This is a genomic window from Nocardioides sp. Z22_16, from assembly GCF_058134365.1.
Genome location: NZ_JBYTTI010000003.1, coordinates 572375 through 589901 on the forward strand (window position 1 = coordinate 572375; position 17527 = coordinate 589901).

The 17527-nt window shown below is 72.3% G+C and carries 15 protein-coding genes and 2 tRNA genes; 7 read left to right on the top strand and 10 right to left on the bottom strand.

The window, feature by feature from the left end; all coding sequences use genetic code 11:
- The first annotated feature begins 126 nt into the window (after window positions 1-126).
- From AC3X7R_RS11145 to AC3X7R_RS11155, 3 genes are all read left to right on the top strand, one after another.
- A complete protein-coding gene (locus AC3X7R_RS11145; protein ID WP_489965718.1) occupies window positions 127-1971 on the top strand; it encodes a phosphoenolpyruvate carboxykinase (GTP) in 1845 nt (614 codons plus the stop codon).
- 218 nt (window positions 1972-2189) lie between these two features.
- Window positions 2190-4043, top strand: coding sequence for a phosphoenolpyruvate carboxykinase (GTP) (locus tag AC3X7R_RS11150; RefSeq protein WP_489965719.1), 1854 nt, complete (start codon window positions 2190-2192; stop codon window positions 4041-4043).
- Window positions 4044-4134: 91 nt separating this feature from the next.
- Window positions 4135-5133, top strand: a complete 999-nt coding sequence (locus AC3X7R_RS11155; RefSeq protein WP_489965720.1) for a LuxR family transcriptional regulator — start codon at window positions 4135-4137, stop codon at window positions 5131-5133.
- A 153-nt stretch (window positions 5134-5286) separates the two neighbouring features.
- Here AC3X7R_RS11155 and AC3X7R_RS11160 read toward each other — a convergent pair whose 3' ends face one another.
- The 3 genes from AC3X7R_RS11160 to AC3X7R_RS11170 form a co-directional block, all read right to left on the bottom strand.
- Window positions 5287-5409: a hypothetical protein gene (locus AC3X7R_RS11160; RefSeq protein ID WP_489965721.1), complete on the bottom strand. Its 123-nt coding sequence runs from the start codon at window positions 5407-5409 to the stop codon at window positions 5287-5289.
- Window positions 5410-5604: 195 nt separating this feature from the next.
- Window positions 5605-5698: transfer RNA gene (locus tag AC3X7R_RS11165), tRNA-Ser, on the bottom strand.
- Between the two features lie 69 nt (window positions 5699-5767).
- Window positions 5768-6211: a hypothetical protein gene (locus AC3X7R_RS11170; protein ID WP_489965722.1), complete on the bottom strand. Its 444-nt coding sequence runs from the start codon at window positions 6209-6211 to the stop codon at window positions 5768-5770.
- Window positions 6212-6323: 112 nt separating this feature from the next.
- Between AC3X7R_RS11170 and AC3X7R_RS11175 the strand changes: the two genes are divergently transcribed.
- Window positions 6324-6812, top strand: a complete 489-nt coding sequence (locus tag AC3X7R_RS11175; RefSeq protein WP_489965723.1) for a hypothetical protein — start codon at window positions 6324-6326, stop codon at window positions 6810-6812.
- Window positions 6813-6849: 37 nt separating this feature from the next.
- Window positions 6850-6934: transfer RNA gene (locus AC3X7R_RS11180), tRNA-Ser, on the top strand.
- Window positions 6935-7007: 73 nt separating this feature from the next.
- Here AC3X7R_RS11180 and AC3X7R_RS11185 read toward each other — a convergent pair.
- A complete protein-coding gene (locus AC3X7R_RS11185; protein ID WP_489965724.1) occupies window positions 7008-7292 on the bottom strand; it encodes a hypothetical protein in 285 nt (94 codons plus the stop codon).
- Between the two features lie 70 nt (window positions 7293-7362).
- Between AC3X7R_RS11185 and AC3X7R_RS11190 the strand changes: the two genes are divergently transcribed.
- Together AC3X7R_RS11190 and AC3X7R_RS11195 are read left to right on the top strand one after the other, a co-directional pair.
- The gene (locus AC3X7R_RS11190; RefSeq protein WP_489965725.1) at window positions 7363-8235 is read left to right on the top strand and encodes an AAA family ATPase; all 873 of its coding nucleotides are present in this window, start codon (window positions 7363-7365) and stop codon (window positions 8233-8235) included.
- A 7-nt stretch (window positions 8236-8242) separates the two neighbouring features.
- Window positions 8243-9637 carry a VWA domain-containing protein gene (locus tag AC3X7R_RS11195; protein WP_489965726.1) on the top strand — a complete coding sequence of 465 codons (1395 nt, stop codon included), beginning with the start codon at window positions 8243-8245 and terminating at the stop codon, window positions 9635-9637.
- Window positions 9638-9657: 20 nt separating this feature from the next.
- Here the strand turns inward: AC3X7R_RS11195 and AC3X7R_RS11200 are convergent, their stop codons facing one another.
- The 6 genes from AC3X7R_RS11200 to eccCa form a co-directional block, all read right to left on the bottom strand.
- The gene (locus tag AC3X7R_RS11200) at window positions 9658-11028 is read right to left on the bottom strand and encodes a hypothetical protein (RefSeq protein ID WP_489965727.1); all 1371 of its coding nucleotides are present in this window, start codon (window positions 11026-11028) and stop codon (window positions 9658-9660) included.
- Entirely contained in the window at window positions 11025-11954 is a 930-nt protein-coding gene (locus AC3X7R_RS11205; RefSeq protein ID WP_489965728.1) for a hypothetical protein, read from the bottom strand. The genes AC3X7R_RS11200 and AC3X7R_RS11205 overlap by 4 nt, the downstream gene beginning before the upstream one ends.
- Window positions 11955-12050: 96 nt before the next feature.
- Entirely contained in the window at window positions 12051-12482 is a 432-nt protein-coding gene (locus AC3X7R_RS11210; protein WP_489965729.1) for a hypothetical protein, read from the bottom strand.
- 126 nt (window positions 12483-12608) lie between these two features.
- Window positions 12609-13127: a LytR C-terminal domain-containing protein gene (locus AC3X7R_RS11215; RefSeq protein WP_489965731.1), complete on the bottom strand. Its 519-nt coding sequence runs from the start codon at window positions 13125-13127 to the stop codon at window positions 12609-12611.
- Window positions 13127-13432 (bottom strand): type II toxin-antitoxin system VapB family antitoxin, encoded by a 306-nt coding sequence (locus AC3X7R_RS11220; RefSeq protein ID WP_489965732.1) that lies wholly within the window; start codon window positions 13430-13432, stop codon window positions 13127-13129. Before AC3X7R_RS11220 ends, AC3X7R_RS11215 begins: the two co-directional genes overlap by 1 nt.
- Window positions 13433-13514: 82 nt before the next feature.
- On the bottom strand, window positions 13515-17510 hold the full coding sequence (eccCa, locus tag AC3X7R_RS11225) for a type VII secretion protein EccCa (RefSeq protein ID WP_489965733.1): 3996 nt from the start codon (window positions 17508-17510) through the stop codon (window positions 13515-13517).
- Between the last annotated feature and the right edge of the window lie 17 nt (window positions 17511-17527).

The window sequence follows — 17527 nt, forward strand, 5'->3', positions numbered from 1 at the left end:
TCCGGGGGTAGTCTCACCGATCGTGCAGACTACATGACTTGAAGAAGTCTTCAAGTATGGTCTCCACCACGACCCGGACGAAGGTGTTCGGGCACCAGCACTTCCACAGGTAGGGAGCAAGGCACGATGGCAGACTTTGAGGCAGCCCTGGACGCAGCCGGGCTGACGAACCCGCACGTCCGTGACTACGTGAAGTACTACGCAGAGCTCACGGGCGCAGAGCGCATCGAGGTCGTCAACCAGGCGGACGACGAGCGGCTCGTCGCCGAGGCCCTGGAGGCCGGCGAGCTCCTGCCTGCGGGCAAGGACCGTTACTACTCGCGCAGCTACTACAAGGACACGGCGCGCTCCGAGGAGCGCACGATCGTGGCCACCAACGATCCCAAGGACAAGGGCGTCTACAACAACTGGCGCCCGGCCTCGGAGATGAAGCCCCTGCTGGAGGACCGCATGCGCGGCGCCTCCGCGGGCAAGACGATGTACGTCGTCCCCTACCTGATGTCGCCCCCCGGCAACGAGCTCGCCCCCTGGGCGGCCGGCGTCGAGCTGACCGACACCCGGACCGTCGTGCTCCACATGATCCGGATGGCGCGGGTCGGGGTCGAGCACGTCAACGAGCTCGAGGACCAGAACAGCTTCGTCCGCGCCGTCCACGTGACCGGTGACCTGGAGAACCTCGGCCAGGGCACCCCGGACGACATGCGCTACTTCGTCACCGTCGGTGACGAGCGGACCATCCTGCACTTCGGCTCGTCGTACGGCGGCAACGCGCTGCTGGGCAAGATCGCCCACGGCCTGCGCCAGGGTGCCTACGACGGCTGGGCCAGCAAGAAGTTCCTCGCCGAGCAGTACATGCTCATCGGGATCCACGACAAGGAGACCGGCAAGGACTACCACATCTGCGGCGGCTTCCCGAGCGCCTCGGGCAAGACCAACCTCGCGATGATGCTGGCCCCCGACGCCCTCGGCGACCGCTTCCACGTCTCCTTCTACGGCGACGACATCGCGTGGCTGTGGGTCGACGAGAAGACCGGCCGCCTGATGGGCATGAACCCGGAGTACGGCGTCTTCGGTGTCGCCAAGGACACCAACGAGAAGACCAACCCGATCGCGCTCAAGTCGCTCGGCGAGGGCACCCGGACGATCTTCACCAACGTCGCCTACAACCCCACGACCCAGGAGGTCTGGTGGGAGGGCCGCACGGCGGAGCCGCCGGCTGACGTCGACGGGTGGCTCGACTGGAAGGGCCACCCGATCGCGGAGCGCTCCGAGGCCGAGAAGAACGACCCGTGGGCGCACCCCAACAGCCGGTTCACCACCACGCTGGACAACGTCCCCAACATCGCGAAGGACTACAACGCCCCCGCCGGCGTGCCGATCGACGCGATCATCTTCGGTGGCCGCACCCGCGACCGCGAGCCGCTGATCCGGGCGATCCACGACCTCGCCGAGGGCGTCTACGACGGCCTCACCCTGGGTGCCGAGGCGACCGCCGCCGCTGAGGGCAAGGAGGGCGTGCTCCGCTACGACCCGATGTCCAACCGGCCCTTCATGGCCTACGGCGAGGGGGACTACGCCCAGCACTACCTCGACGTGGTGGGGGCGGCCAAGGAGCAGCCGATCTTCGCCCACGTCAACTGGTTCCAGCGCGACCCCGAGGACGGCCACTTCCTGTGGCCCGGATACCGCGACAACCTGCGCCCGCTGCTGTGGCTGCTGCAGCTCAAGAACGGCGAGGTCAAGGGCAACCGGACCCCGGTCGGCATCATCCCCACCGAGGAGGAGCTCAACCTCGAGGGCATGGACCTGCCGGCCGAGGACCTCGAGCGGATCCTGACCATCGACGTGGCTCGCTGGAAGCAGGAGATGGGCTACCGCGAGGAGCACCTCAAGCAGTTCGACCGGATGCCCGAGGCCATCTGGGAGGCCCACCGTCGCGTGGCTTCCGAGCTGGAGCAGGGCGAGGCCTGACCTCACCCCCGCGCACCCCACGGTCCCCCGTCTCCTGACCAGGAGGCGGGGGACCGTCGTCTTCACCCGACCCCTCCGGACCGCCCGCATTCACCTCGCGAACGGTGGATCGATCCAATTCTGCTCCGCGCGCCAGCGGGCTAACCTCGCCGCACCCACCACGCCGGGCAAAGGTGCCGGGCGAAGCCCATCACCGTGCACGCGCGAGAGGGACAGGCATGACCGCCACCACCGACACCGCCGCGACCAGCCAGCCGGCCACCACCCACCGGGGCATCCTGGCCTGGGTCGAGGAGATCGCCCAGCTGACCCGCCCCGCCGACATCCACTGGTGCACCGGCTCCGACGAGGAGTGGCAGCAGCTCACCGCCGCCCTCGAGGCCACCGGCACCTTCACCCGGCTCGACCCGGCCATCAAGCCGAACTCGTTCCACGCCGCCTCCGACCCCACCGACGTGGCCCGGGTCGAGGACCGCACCTACATCTGCTCCGTCGACGAGCGCGACGCGGGTCCCACCAACAACTGGATGGACCCCGAGCAGATGAAGGAGCTCATGCGCGGGCTCTACGACGGCTGCATGGCCGGTCGGACCATGTACGTGATCCCCTTCGTCATGGGCCATCTCGAGGCCGAGAAGCCGATGTTCGGCGTGGAGATCACCGACTCCGCCTACGTCACCGTCTCGATGCGGGTGATGGCGCGGATGGGCAGCGACGTGCTGCGCCGGATGGAGGAGCTCGACGCCGCCGGCCAGGACGTGCAGTGGGTGCCCGCGCTCCACTCGGTCGGGATGCCGCTGGCCGACGGCCAGGCCGACGTCGCCTGGCCGTGCAACGACACCAAGTACATCGTGCAGTTCCCCGAGGAGCGGATGATCTGGAGCTTCGGCTCCGGCTACGGCGGCAACGCGCTGCTGGGCAAGAAGTGCTACGCGCTGCGCATCGCCTCGGTGATGGCGCGCGACGAGGGCTGGATGGCCGAGCACATGCTGATCCTCAAGCTCACCAGCCCCGCCGGGACCACCAAGTACGTCGCCGCCGCCTTCCCGTCGGCCTGCGGCAAGACCAACCTGGCGATGCTCAAGCCGACCATCCCCGGGTGGAAGGTCGAGGCCATCGGCGACGACATCGCCTGGATGCGGATCGGCGAGGACGGCCGCCTGTGGGCGGTCAACCCCGAGTTCGGCTTCTTCGGCGTCGCCCCGGGGACCAACGAGCACACCAACCCCCACGCGATGAGCACCATCAACAAGGGCAACTCGGTCTTCACCAACGTGGCGCTCACCGAGGACGGCGACGTCTGGTGGGAGGGGCTGGAGAACCCGCCGGCGAAGGCGACCTCCTGGAAGGGCGAGCCGTGGACCCCGGAGATCGGTGCCGCCACGGGGGAGCTCTCCAGCCACGCCAACAGCCGCTACTGCACGCCCATCAAGCAGTGCGACATCCTGGCCGCCGAGTACGACGACCCGCGCGGCGTGCCGATCGACGCCATCCTCTTCGGCGGTCGTCGTCGCACCACCATCCCCCTGGTCACCGAGGCCCGCGACTGGACCCACGGCACCTTCATGGGGGCCACCCTCTCCTCGGAGACGACCGCCGCCGCCGTGGGCGCCGTCGGTGTGGTGCGCCGGGACCCGATGGCGATGCTGCCGTTCATCGGCTACAACGCCGGCGACTACTTCGGCCACTGGATCACCATGGGCAAGGAGAACGACGAGTCCAAGCTGCCCCGGATCTTCTACGTCAACTGGTTCCGCAGGGGCGAGGACGGCGACTTCCTGTGGCCGGGCTTCGGGGAGAACAGCCGAGTCCTCAAGTGGGTCATCGACCGCCTCGAGGGCCAGGCGGCCGCGATCGAGACCCCGATCGGCCACGTGCCGGCGCCGGGCTCCCTGGACGTGGAGGGCCTCGACGTCTCCGCCGAGCAGCTCGCCGCGGCCCTGGCGGTCGACACCGAGGAGTGGAAGGCCGAGCTGCCGCAGATCCAGGAGTGGTTCGAGAAGTTCGGCGACGACCTGCCGACCGTCCTGTGGTCGGAGCTGGACACCCTCAGGGCTCGCCTGGAGGCCTGAGCCGCCTTCCCCGCCGAGGGCGTCCGGGCGCTGTGGAAGGATGCCGTCCGGGCGCCATCGGGCGCCGCCGACCGCTGGGGAGGGCGAGGACGTGGCGCAGTTCGGGCCTGAGGACCGTGACCTCTTCGAGCGCGTCGCCACCGACCTCTACGACCTGGTCGTGAGCTCCGGCGGCATCTCCGCGGACGACCCGCGGCTGCGCGGCGACGACGAGCAGGCCGCCGCCCTCGACCTGCTGGCCCGCATCGGCCTGGTGGTGCGCGAGGAGAAGCGGTGGGTCGCGGTGGACCCGAGCACCGTCTCGTCCCTGATCGTGGCGCCGATGGGTCAGCAGGGCGCCCAGCTGATCGCCGAGTCGTCGAGGTGGGCGCAGGCGTTCAACGGGCTGGCGCACGTGTGGCGCAAGGCGCCGGGGGAGTCCAGCGGCCTCTTCACCGAGGTGCGCGGGGCGGCGATCAACCCGTTCATCGCCTCGGTGGTGGCGGACGCGGAGTTCGAGCTGCTCACCGCCCAGCCGCAGTTCGGGCGCAACGCGCCCACCCTGGCCGCGGCCACGCAGCGCGACCTCGCGGCCCTGGAGCGGGGCGTGCGGATGCGCACGCTGTACCAGCACTCGGCGCGCCGCAGCGCGACCACCTACAAGTACGTCGCCGCGGTGGGCTCGCGCGGGGCCGAGGTGCGCACCCTCGACGAGTTCTTCAACCGGCTCATCGTCGTGGACCGCCGGCTGGCGGTGATCCCCGGTCACGAGGGGCTGGCGGTGGCACTCGCGATCAGGGAGCCCTCGCTGGTGGCCTACCTGGTCGACATGTTCGAGCGCACCTGGGAGCGGGCCCGGCCCTTCACCCACCGCGAGGCGTCGATGAGCCGTGGGGTGGCCGCCGAGCAGCGGGCCATGACCATCCGGATGCTGATCGCCGGCTACGCCGACCCGGCCAGCGCGAAGCGGCTCGGGGTCAGCCCGCGGACCTACGCCGGCTACGTGGCGGAGCTGAAGGACGAGTTCGACGCCCAGACCAGGTTCCAGCTCGGCTACGCGATGGGGCGCCTGGGGGTCTCCGGGCACGAGTCCCCGGAGGCCGACGAGTGACACGGCATCCCGGCCCGGTGGACCCGGTGGGAACGAAGAAGGCAGCGACCGAGGTCGCTGCCTTCTTCCGTTGAGCGGGACCGGCCCTAGATGGCCCGATCAGGTGGCTCGGCGGGGGGATCCGAGTCTCCCGGGTCCCGCTGGCCCCATGGGTCAGCGGTTGGAGCCGCTGATGTAACCCCAGCTGGTGTCCGCAGCCTGCGCGGGCGCGGCCATCGCGCCGAGCGCGAGCATGCTGGAGCAGAGAGCAATTGCGGTGAGGCGGAGGAGCTTCATCTTGGTGTCACCTTTCGGTCAGGGTCTGGGGAGGACCCGGTCTCCCCGATTCTGGGCAATCGGGAGGAGAACGTCACCAATATGGGGGTGCATCTTTGTGCACTGCAGATTGCTGCAGTCCAGCACCGGGTGCCGCTCGGGGCGGGCGGAGAAGGGTTCGGGCCTCGCACGCAGTCGCACGAGGCCCGAACACGCTGGCGGAGGCGGAGGGATTTGAACCCTCGATGGGGTTGTAGCCCCAAACCCGCTTAGCAGGCGGGCGCCATAGACCGGACTAGGCGACGCCTCCTTGCAGCGAGCACAGGCTACAAGGCCCGGCCGCGATGTGCCGAATCACCCCCGGGAGGTGGAGAGCCGATCAGGGTCGGGTGATGCCGTGCCCGCGCTGCAGGTGGTCGATGACGTCCCGGGCGAAGGCCTCCCGGTCGGCGTGGAGTGCCTCGGTCGGGATGGTCGTGGTCCGGCCGTCGCGCAGGCGCAGCACGACGCAGGGGGAGCCGTGCCGGTGCGTGGTGACCGCGTCCTCCACGTCCTTCCACCGCGCTGCGGGCACGCCGGCACCGCGGATCCGGCGCACCTGGTAGCCGTCGTCCCCCAGGCGCACGACCCAGCCGTTGCTCCAGCCCATCATCGCCACCAGGAGCACCAGCACCAGCACCGCCGGGCCCAGCAGGACGGCGGTGTGGAAGTCCCACACGGCGACGCCGAGGGTGGCCAGCGAGACCAGGACGGCCGACCCGATGAGGGTGAGACCGAGGAGGCGGGCGGTGAGGGCGGGGGAGAAGCGGTAGTCGGAGGCCACGGGTCGATTGAACAAGATGGCCCGAAGTGACTACGAATCGGGACTTGTCCGGGCACAGTGGACCCCGTCACACTCGATGCCCGGCTCCCGTTGCCAGGGAGGAAGCGACCCGATGAGCCCACGTGCCGCCGACTCGGCAGCCGTCGACCCGTCCGCCGTCGACCCGTCCGGCCCCGCGCCGCACGTCGACGAGGTGCGTGGTGGCGACGAGGTGGTGGTCGCCGCGCCCCGCGGCGAGCTGTCGCTCCAGCGGCTCGAGCACGCCCTGACCCATCGTGGCGCGACGACCTCGCTCAGCATCTGGCGCTGGGCGGTGCTGCAGCGGATGGTGGCGGTCCGCGAGGTGCTGGTCCGTGAGTCGCAGCTGCCGGGCGACGGGCTGGCCGCGCGCCGTTCCCGGGTGCTGCGGGAGCGCAACGCCCTGCTGGGCCGGATGAGCGAGCTGCGCTTCCGGGTGATGGGCGACCCCGACGTCGACCAGGCCAACTACGAGATGCGGCGGCTGGTGGTCGACATCCGCGAGTACCTCATCCGCGTCCGTGACCTCGTCCGCGACGAGGGCGAGGATCAGCGCGAGCCCGGGCCCGACGGGTCCCGGTGATCTCCTAGACTGCTCGGCACGCGCGGACCCCGCGCGTGGAGGGGTGCCGGAGTGGCCGATCGGAACCGCCTTGAAAGCGGTCGTAGGGAGACCTACCGCGGGTTCGAATCCCGCCCCCTCTGCCGGAGCCGCCGGTGACGGCTGGCACCCGGCGGGACGTCGAGCACGACGTCCCGCCCGGGGGCGACGAGGAGGTCAGTCCTCGTCCTCCTCGATGGTCGCCTCGTCCAGGAAGTCCGCGGCGATGCGGAGCAGCTGGCCGGCGACCTCCGGCTCGATCCCGCCGATCATGATCTTGAGACCGAGATCCGCGGTGGGGTCCAGGTCCCAGTCGTCGTCGGCCGGCGGGGTGGTGGACAGGTCCACCAGCTCCAGGTGGATGCCGGACCGGGTGCCGCTCACGGTGGCGTCGTGCACGGTCTCCTCGTCGGCGATCAGCTGTGCGGCGACACTGAGGGTCGCGTCCTCTTCGGTGCTCATGGTCTCCCTTTGGTCGGCTGCACATCGAGCCTAGCCGTCGCGTGCAGCACCCCCAGCCTAGAGTCGACCCATGCACAGCAGCTGGTTCGCCTCCCCTGCCGACGCCGTCCGACGCCTGCACGAGGTGGGCTACCTCGCCGACACCCCCACCGCCACCACGGCCTTCCTGACCGGTGCGCTGGAGAAGCCGCTGCTCGTGGAGGGCCCGGCCGGGGTCGGGAAGACCGAGCTCGCCAAGGCGGTCGCCCGCGCCTGCGGCGCCGAGCTGGTCCGCCTGCAGTGCTACGAGGGCCTCGACGAGGCGCGGGCGCTCTACGAGTGGAACTACAGGAAGCAGCTGCTCCGGATCCAGGCGACCGACTCCGCCACCCAGGCCTGGGAGCAGACCCACGACGACATCTTCACCGACGAGTTCCTGCTGACCCGCCCGCTGCTGACCGCCATCCGGCGCTCGGAGCCCACGGTGCTCCTCATCGACGAGGTGGACAAGACCGACGTCGAGGTCGAGGGACTGCTGCTCGAGGTCCTCTCCGACTTCCAGGTCACCATCCCCGAGCTGGGCACGGTCTCCGCGGTCCGCCGTCCGTTCGTCGTCCTCACCTCCAACGCCACCCGCGAGCTCTCGGAGGCGGTCAAGCGCCGCTGCCTCTACCTGCACCTGGACTACCCCGACGTGGAGCGCGAGCTGGAGATCGTGCGCAGCCAGGTCCCCGAGCTGGAGGAGCGGGTGGCCAGGCAGCTGGTGGAGACGGTGGTGCGCCTGCGCGACCTGGACCTCAAGAAGGCGCCGTCCATCGCGGAGTCGGTCGACTGGGCGCGCACCCTGGTCGCGCTGGAGATCGGCGACCTCGACGAGGCCGCCGTGGACGCCACCCTGGGGGTGGTGCTCAAGCACGCCTCCGACCACGACCGCGCGGTCCGCGAGCTCAAGCTGCGCAGGTGAGCCGGCCGTGAGCGAGGAGTCCGGGCTGCTGCACCGCCACGTCGCCTTCCTGGAGGCGCTGCGGACGGCGGGGCTGCCGGTCTCCCTCGCCGAGGGGCTGGACGCCGTGGCCGCGGTCTCCGCGCTCGGCTGGAACGACCGCGCGCTGGTCCGCGACGCCTACGCCGCGACCCTGGTCAAGCGGCAGACCCAGCGGACGGCCTTCGACGCGATCTTCGACCTCTACTTCCCACGCCTGCTCGGCGAGGGGGTGGCCGCGCCGGAGCTCGCCGACGAGCACGGCATCCGTGACTCGGCGGCGACCCTGGAGGAGTTCCGCGAGCGCCTGGCCCCGGCGCTGGCCGCCGACGAGCCGGGGGACGGCGGGGAAGCCCAGTCGCTCCAGACGCTCGCGACCGAGGCGGTCGGGCGGTTCGGACAGATGCCGGGCCGGTCGCCGGGTCGTTCGGGGTGGTCGGCCTACAACACCGTGCGCCGGGTCGCCCCGCAGGAGCTGGTCGCGCAGCTCGTCGAGGCGCTGACCGCCGGCGGGCTGAGCGAGGAGGAGGCGCAGCGCGGCGCCACCCGCCGGATCGCTGAGTTCACCTCTCTGGTGGAGGCTGACGCCGTACGCCGCATCGCCGCCGAGCGCGACGCCGGGGAGGTGGCCCGGATCACCGTCCGCCCGACGATCGACCGGCTCGACTTCACCTCCGCCCGCAGGGCCGAGCTGGAGGAGATGCGCCGCCAGCTCTATCCGCTCTCACGCCGGCTCGCCACCCGGCTGACCAAGGAGCAGCACGCCCGGCGTCGCGGCCCGCTGGACTTCCGGCGGACGGTCCGCGCCTCGATCTCCACCGGCGGGGTGCCCTTGACCACGCACCACCGGCCCAAGCGCCCGCACCGCACCGAGCTGGTGGTGCTCTGCGACGTCAGCGGCTCGGTGGCCAGCTTCGCCCAGTTCACCCTGATGCTGGTCTTCGCGCTGCGCGAGCAGTTCACCAAGGTGCGCGCGTTCACGTTCGTCGACGACGTGCACGAGATCACCGACGCCTTCACGCCCGGCAGCGACCCCGGCGAGGTGATGGCCCAGGTGGCGGCCCGCGCCGCGCACGCCAGCCGCTTCGGCCGCACCGACTACGGGCGCGCCTTCACCCGGTTCGCCGAGGAGCACGCCGACGCCCTCGGGCCCAAGGTCTCCCTGCTGGTCCTCGGCGACGCCCGCTCCAACTACAGCGACCTCGGCGAGGAGGTGCTGGCCGGGCTGGTCGCCTCCTGCCGGGCGTCCTGGTGGCTCAACCCGGAGCACCCGCGCCAGTGGGGGGCCGGGGACTCCGCGGCCCCCGTCTACGGCGCCCTGGTGCCCATGGTGGAGTGCCGCAACCTGGTGCAGCTGGAGCAGTTCGTCCACGACCTGGTCTGAGCACCGGTGGCCCGGCGGCGTCAGCCCGCCAGGAACCCCAGCGCGCGCATCCGCGAGACCTCGGCGACCACGTCGGGGTGGCCGGAGTCGTCCGCGATCCGGCCGGCGGCCACGACCACGTGCTCGTCCTCGCTGCCGGACGCGTCGAGCACCACGGTCACCCGGTTGGTCACACCCTGGTTGACCAGCGTGCCGAGCAGGGCGACGGGATCGGAGCGGTCCTCCAGCGAGAGCACCCGGCACGTCTGGGGGACCACCGGCACCTGGGCGGCGGGGGAGCGGGCCGTCACGACCTGGTCGACGACGAACTTCCGCGACCGGCCGGTCGCGGCGATCTCCGCCGCGGTGGCACCGCCCTGGCCGGTGCCCACCAGCATGACGCGGGCGTCGTCGGCGTGGGCGACGGCGCGCTCGATGGCCTTGACCACCTGCCGGGCATACATGGAGTGGTCGCTGCTGACCAACCGGACGCCGGGGCCGGGCGTGGCGCCGCCCCGCGGTCCGGGCAGGTAGGCGATGAACCGGTCGGCGCCGACGCCGCGGACCGCCACCCCGGCCTCCGTCGCCATCAGCTCGCGCATCAGCGCGGCCAGGCCGTCGGGCCCAGGACCCCCCGGGGCCGGGCCGCCTTCGCCGGTGGGCGCGGCGTCGGCCTCGGCCTCGGTGACGAAGGCACCGATGGAGTCGCGCAGCGCCGAGGCCGAGTCGGTCCCGAAGGGCTGCACCCCGATGGCCCGCAGACCGCCACGGGCGGCCAGCGCGGCCTGGTCGCCGGCCAGGACGCCCGCGGTCAGCATCGACCGCATCTGCAGGCCGTCGAGGAGCCCGCCGCCGCCCTGCACGTGGTCCATCAGCTCGGGGTTGCTCTCGGCGAGCTGGCTCAGGTAGGCCGCCACGCCGTCGCGGTCGAGGTGGTCGGTCTCGATCAGTCCGGCCGAGACGATGGCCCCGCCGAGGGCGACCTCCGGGGCCAGGTAGCCGATGGCGCGCCCGGCGATCGAGCCCAGGGTCTGGTAGGCGGCCAGCTGCAGCTCGTCGATCCAGCGGTAGGTGAGGACGGTGGCCCGCACCACCAGGGCGTCGGCGTCCAGCTCCACCGAGCGCGTCAGCAGGCCGTGCTTGCCGGTCGTGGCGGACCGGATGTCCTCCTCCGCCTCACCGAAGGTGGCGGGGGAGAGGGGAGCGGAGGAGGCGACGTCCTCGTCGGCGAGGATCGCGGCGCCCAGCCGCGCCCGGCTGCGCATCTCGTCGCCGGAGGAGTCGAAGAGGTCGGCCAGGGCGAGCATCTGGTGGTACTTGTCGGCGTTGACCGCCGCGTCGTTGCCGTGCTCGCTCGGCGGCGGGGTGGCGCTCCGCTCCACGTGCGGGATCTGTCCGCGCATCTCGTTCACGAGGTCACCTCGGCCAGCACCGGTGCCAGCGTGACCGCGAGCTCCGCCGGATCGACGCGCCGGACCTCGAGACGCGGGTCCTCGTCCTCGTGGTGCGGGAGGAGCGCGTGCCACCCGTCGGCCAGGAGGGTCCACGAGACCACCCCGACGGAGGTCGTCTCGGCGTCGTCGACCCGCGCGGCCAGCACCCGCAGGCGCCCCTGGGCCTCCTGGTGCAGCGCACCCACCGCCGTGGCGGCCCGGGCGTCGTCCAGGGGGGCGCCGGCGGCGTCGTGCACCGAGCCGCTGCGCTGCCCCACGAGCACCGGGACCAGGTCGCGACGCCCTGCCTTGAGCGCCTCCCCGACAGCGTCGGCGAGGGAGTAGGGCGCGCTGAACACGGCCGGCACCGCGGAGTCGGAGAGAGGCACGTCCTCGGGAGGCACGGCCACCCGAGCCAGCTCGGAGGCCCACTGGTCGGCAGCGAACCAGGCGAGCTCGAAGACGACGCCGTCCACGGTCGCCAGCGTCGCGACGGCGCCGCCGGCCTCCCGGTGCCAGGACTTGACGTGGTTGCCTCCGGCCGAGATGTCGATCTCGAGGGCCAGCTCGGGAGTGGCCAGCAGCCCGACCGCGCCGACCAGGCCCGGCTCGACGCCGTCGGGCCCGTTGAGGCCGCGCCGGGTCAGGGTCTCGGCGGGGTCGTGGAGCGAGGCGAGCGCCGTGGCGTACGCGGTGTCCTCGGCGGAGGAGGAGCTGGCCCCCAGGCGCGCGTCGAGCGCGTTCGGGGTCGAGGTCTGCGGCTCGTCGAAGGGCAGCGGGGCGCCGCCGGCGGCCTCGGCGACGAACCGGAGCTCGGCGAGGGTGACCGCCAGCCGACGGGGCAGGCCCTCCAGGACCCGTTCGGTCGGCGGCGGCGGCGGTGCGGTCAGGTCGACGGTCACCATGGCCTCTGCCCCCCGGTCGGTCCCCGGTCCGCTTCCGGACGGTCCACGGTCGCTGCCTCTCCTCGTCGGTGCATCAGGTCTGTCGTCCCATCCGGTCTAGAGCCCCGGCAGCTCGACGTCGAGCCAGTCCTTGTGACCGGGGGGCGGGGGGACGAACGCGAGGAGCAGCGCGTCCTCGGGTGCCGGCTCGGTGCCCGGGGCGGCCTCCTCGGCGGCCGCGACCCGCGCCCGCGCGTCGGCGACGAGGGAGGCGACCTTGCGCTCGGTCACGGCGATCGCGTCCTGCCGGTGGTCCACTTCGTGGACGTGCCGGCCGAGGCTGTCGGCGGCGGTCTCGTGCAGCCCGGCGGCCTCCCGGAGGTGCGCGGCGCGCTCCTTGATCCGCAGGCGCATCGACTCGGCGGCCCGTCCGTGCCAGGGCACGGCCTCGGCCTGGGCGACGAGCCGGTCGGCCATCCGCCGGATCTCCAGGGCCTGCTCGCGCAGCTGGCCCGCGCGCCGGCGCATCGCAGCCGTCTCGCCGTACATCGGACCCCTTTCCGTGTTCCCCCGATGGCTTACCCGGACCCCGCCGCGGCAAACCCGCTGCGCGGCGGCCCCCGGGGACGCCGTCACGCAGGGCACCGCCCCGCAGGACACATCATCGTGGGCACATCATGGCAGGGCGGCGGGGGGCATGCAGACGACTCCGTTGGTCGGGGTCATCACCGACTTCGGTGCCACCTTCTGCGGGCGCAGGCTCGCGAAGCCGTCGCCGACGACGACCACCACCCCCGGACCGAGCTTCTCGCCGGCCACCACCCGCGCGTTGCGGAAGTGCTTGACCACCAGGTCCACCGCCGGGTTCTTCGGGTCGTCGGCCCAGACCTGCACGCCCTCGACCTCGGTGCCCTGCGGGGCGTTGCCGGTCGAGGCCGGCACGAACCCCCGGGTCACCAGCTGGCTGAGCGTCTTGGAGGCGAGCCCGTTGCGGCGGCTCGCGTTGAAGACGCTCACCGCGACCTGGTCGGTCCTCAGCTGGGTGCCGGCCGAGACGCGGGTGTCGGTGCAGACCGGGACCTCCGCGGACTTGGGCAGGGGCCGGGTCAGGGCGACCCACCCCCACCCCGCGCCGACCAGGACGAGCAGCAGGAGCGAGCTCAGGGTGAGGGCCGAGCGCAGCCGAGGGTGCATCAGTCCGCGGTCCTGACCATGTCGTGGACCCGCGCGTGCAGCACGGGCCGCTGGCGCAGCGCGGCGCGGAGAGCGCGGTGCAGCCCGTCCTCGAGGTAGAACTCGCCCTTCCAGCACACCACGTGGGCGAACAGGTCGCCGAAGAACGTGGAGTCCTCGTCGAGCAGGGCCATCAGGTGCAGGGTGTCCTTGGTCGTCACCAGCTGGTCGAGTCTGACCTGCCGGGGCGGGATCGCGGCCCAGTCACGGGACGACAGCCCGTGCTCGGGATAGGGCCTGCCGTCGCCCACGCGCTTGAAGATCACGTCGCGACTATAACGAGGTGGGGCGCAGGCGCCGTCGAACGAGGCGGATGGGCGTCCTGCGCCCCGTGCTGTCGCCCGGGGCTCACATCGTCGGCTCGGTCCAGGCCAGCTGGACCACCTCGGTGCCGCGGTCGCGGGTGACGAGCCGGGCCCGGCCCGGGTCGGCCTGCTCGGGCCGCACGTTGCCGATCAGCACCCCCTCGTCTCGGGGACCCGACAGCATGACGCCGGGCATCGCCAGGTCCCGCATCGACTGGATGATCGGGTCGTAGAGGGCCCGCGAGGCGCCGCCGGCCCGTCGCGCCAGCACGACGTGGAGGCCGGTGTCGCGCGCCTGCGCCATCAGCGGCTGCAGCACCTGAGCCGGGGAGTTCTGCGAGGTGGCGACCAGGTCGTAGTCGTCGATCACCACGTAGACCTCGGCCCCGGTCCACCAGGTCCGGGTCCGCAGCTGCTCGGGCGTCACGTCGGGGCCGGGGAGGCGGTTCTGCAGGTAGGCCGCGAGGTCCTGCAGCACCGGCGCCGCCTGGGTGGCGCTGGTCAGGTAGTTGAGCAGGTACTCCTCCGGGACCTCGCCCAGCAGCGCGCGGCGGAAGTCGACCACCACGATCTGCGCCTCCTTCGGGGTCCGGGTGCGCATGATCTCCTGGACGTAGTTGCGCAGCAGCGCGCTCTTGCCCGACTGCCCGTCGCCGAAGACGAGCAGGTGCGGCTCGGCGTCGGTGTCGAGGGTGGCCGGGGCGAGCTCCTTCTCGTTGATGCCGAGGATGAGCTCGCGGCCCAGCTGGTCGCGACGCTTGGCGTCGTCGCGGATCGCCTCCAGGGTGACGAGCTCGGGGAGCAGACGCAGCTTGGGTCCGGCCGGGCCGCGCCAGGCCGCGATGGAGCGCTCGACGAGGTGGTCCACCCCCTCGCCCAGGTTGTCCGGGTCGGGCCGGCCGTCGATGCGGGGCAGGGCGGAGAGGAAGTGCAGCTTGCCCGGGACGAGACCGCGGCCGGGGCGCCCGGCCGGGACGAGGGCGGCCACCTTGCGGTCGATCTCGGAGTCGAGCGGGTCGCCGAGCCTGAGCTCGAGCCGCGAGCCGAGGATGTCGCGCATCGCCGCGCGGAAGTCCGCCCACCGGCTCGACGAGGTGATCAGGTGCATCCCGAAGGTCAGGCCGCGGCCCGCCAGCTGCTGGATCTCCAGCTCGAGGTCGTCGAACTCCGCCCGCAGGGTCCCCCAGCCGTCGATGACGAGGTAGACGTCTCCGTAGCCGTCGTCGGCGGTGCCCTGGGCGCGTCGGCTGCGGTAGGTCTCGATGGAGTCGATCCCCCGCTCGCGGAAGTAGGCCTCGCGGCGGTCCACGATGCCGCTCACCTCGGCCATGATCCGGCGTACGACGTCGGGCTCCGCCCGGCTGCCGACCCCGGAGACGTGGGGCAGGCGCGCGAGCGGGGCGAAGGTGCCGCCGCCGAAGTCCATCACGAAGAACTGGGACTCCAGCGGGGTCGTGGTCAGCGACAGGCTGGTCACGATGGAGCGCAGCAGGGTGCTCTTGCCGGTCCGCGGGCCGCCGACCACGGCCACGTGGCCGGCGGCGCCGGTGAGGTTGAGCGTGAGCGTGTCGCGGCGCTGCTCGCGAGGCCGGTCGACGGTGCCGAGCGGGATGACCAGGCCCTTCGTGGCGCGCCAGTGCGGCGAGACGAGCCCCAGCTGGGGGTCCTCCACCAGGTCGGGCATCAGCTCGTCGAGGGTGTCGGGCACGTCCAGCGGGGGCAGCCACACCTGGTGGGCCGCCGTGCCGTGCCCCACCATCCGCGAGACGGCGACGTCGAGCATCGAGGGAGCCTCGCCCTGCTGCTTCGCGGCGGGCGCCTGGTGCTCCTCGACCTCCGGCTCGGCCTCGAGGGTCTGCACCTCGGCGACGGAGAAGGGCAGGATGCCGCGCACCAGCCCGCCCTCGTCACGGATCACCCGGCTGCGGTTCGGCGGCGGGCCGGAGACGTAGGCGGCCTTGAAGCGCAGCAGGGTCGACTGGTCGGGCTTGAGGTAGCCCAGGCCGGGGACGGCGGGCAGCTCGTAGGCGTCCGGGACGCCCAGCACGGTGCGGGACTCCCCGGCCGAGAAGGTCCGCAGGCCGACCCGGTAGGAGAGGTGGGACTCCAGCCCCCGCAGGCGTCCCTCCTCGAGGCGCTGGGAGGCCAGCAGGAGGTGGATGCCCATGGAGCGGCCGAGCCGTCCGATGGCCACGAAGAGGTCGATGAACTCCGGCTTGGCGGTGAGCATCTCGGAGAACTCGTCGACGCAGATGAAGAGGGAGGGCAGGGGGGCGAGGTCCTCGCCCGCGGCGCGCGCCTTCTCGTAGTCGCGGATCGAGGCGTAGTTGCCCGCAGCCCGCAGCAGCTCCTGGCGACGCACCATCTCGCCGGAGAGGGCGTCCTGCATGCGGTCGACGAGGGTGAGCTCCTCGGAGAGGTTGGTGATCACCGCGGAGACGTGCGGCATCTCCGACATGCCCGCGAAGGTGGCACCGCCCTTGAAGTCGACGAGCACCATGTTGAGCTGCTCCGGCGGGTGGGTCATCGCGAGGCCGAGGACCAGGGTGCGCAGGAACTCCGACTTGCCGGACCCGGTCGCCCCGATCACCAGGCCGTGCGGGCCCATGCCCTGCTGGGCGGACTCCTTGATGTCCATGTGGATCAGCGAGCCACCGTCGCCGAGGCCGATCGGCACCCGCAGGCGGTCCCGCGCGGGCCGCGGCCGCCAGGCCGAGGGGGGGTCGAAGGTGTGGACGTCGCCCATCCCGAGCAGCTCCATGAAGTCGGCCGGTCCGGTGATGTCGGCGCTGGTCTCGGTGCCACCGGCGGAGACCACGTGCAGCGGCGCCAGCCGGCGCGCGAAGGCCTCCGCGGTGGCCAGGTCGCACTGGTCGACCAGCGCCTTGACCGGCTCGGCCCGCAGGCGCACCGCGAGGACCGGGGCCTTGCCCTGCTGCTGGGGGGCGCCGGTGAGCTCCAGGCGCAGCCGGTCGGCGTCCTCGAGCTCGTCCCAGCGGGCGGGGAGGTCGAGCAGGGTGACGCCGTGGAGGCCGTCGGGCGGCACGACGTGGTTGCCGGGCGGCAGGTGGCCGCCGTCGATGATCAGCAGGATGTGGGGCGTGGCGGGCCGCTCGTCGGCGCCGAACCGGGGGCGCTCGCTGAGGTCGGGGGGGAGCAGGGCGCCGAGGTCGTCGAGCGAGGTGCTCACCATCCGCATCGGCCCGACCGCGTCGGACTCCTGCGCGCTCTGGGCGTGCGGCAGCCACTTGACCCAGTCCCAGTGCGCCAGGTTCACGTCGGAGGTGAGCACCGCGACGATCAGCTGCTCGGGGTTGTGGAAGGCGGTGGCCGAGCAGACCAGGGCGCGGGCCAGCGCGCGGGCCTCCTCCTCGGGCCCGCAGACCTCGATCCGGTCGAAGGCGCGCAGGTCGAGGGAGGCGGGCAGGTGGGGCTGCGTCCGGTGGACCACCAGGAGCCGGTGGAGCGCGGAGGCGGCCGCCGGGTCGACCTGGTCGATGGGCGCGCTCTCGGGCGGGACGAGCTCGAGCGAGAGCGGCTGCGAGCAGAGGCCGTAGCGCACGTGGAGGTAGTGCGGGTCGCCCGGACCGTGCTCCCAGATCCGTGACCGCTCCTCGGCCAGGGAGGGGAGCGCGCTGGGGTCGGGGTGGCGCCAGGTGAGCGCCATCCGCTGCTGGGCCGCCGCCTCGCGGGCCACCTTGCGCACGCCGGAGAGGTAGCGCAGGTACTCGGTGCGCGACCCGGTGACCTGCTGGGCCCGCTGCTTCCGCTGGCGGTCGATCTGGACGACGATGAAGCCGAGCGTGGCGAAGAGGAACATGCCGGCGGCCAGGAAGCTGCGCCCCCGGCCCGCTCCGCCGCCGCCCATCGTGGCGACGAGCACGATCGAGCCGAGGCTGCCCAGCATCGGGATCGCGTTCATCAGGACGCCGGAGGCGCCCTCGTGCTCCTGGATCGCCGGGGGTGGCTGCAGGACGATCTGACCGGTCGGCATCTCGGGCTCCTCGAGCCGGTGCCCGTTGCGCAGTGCGGTGCTCACACGTCCCCCTCCGTGAC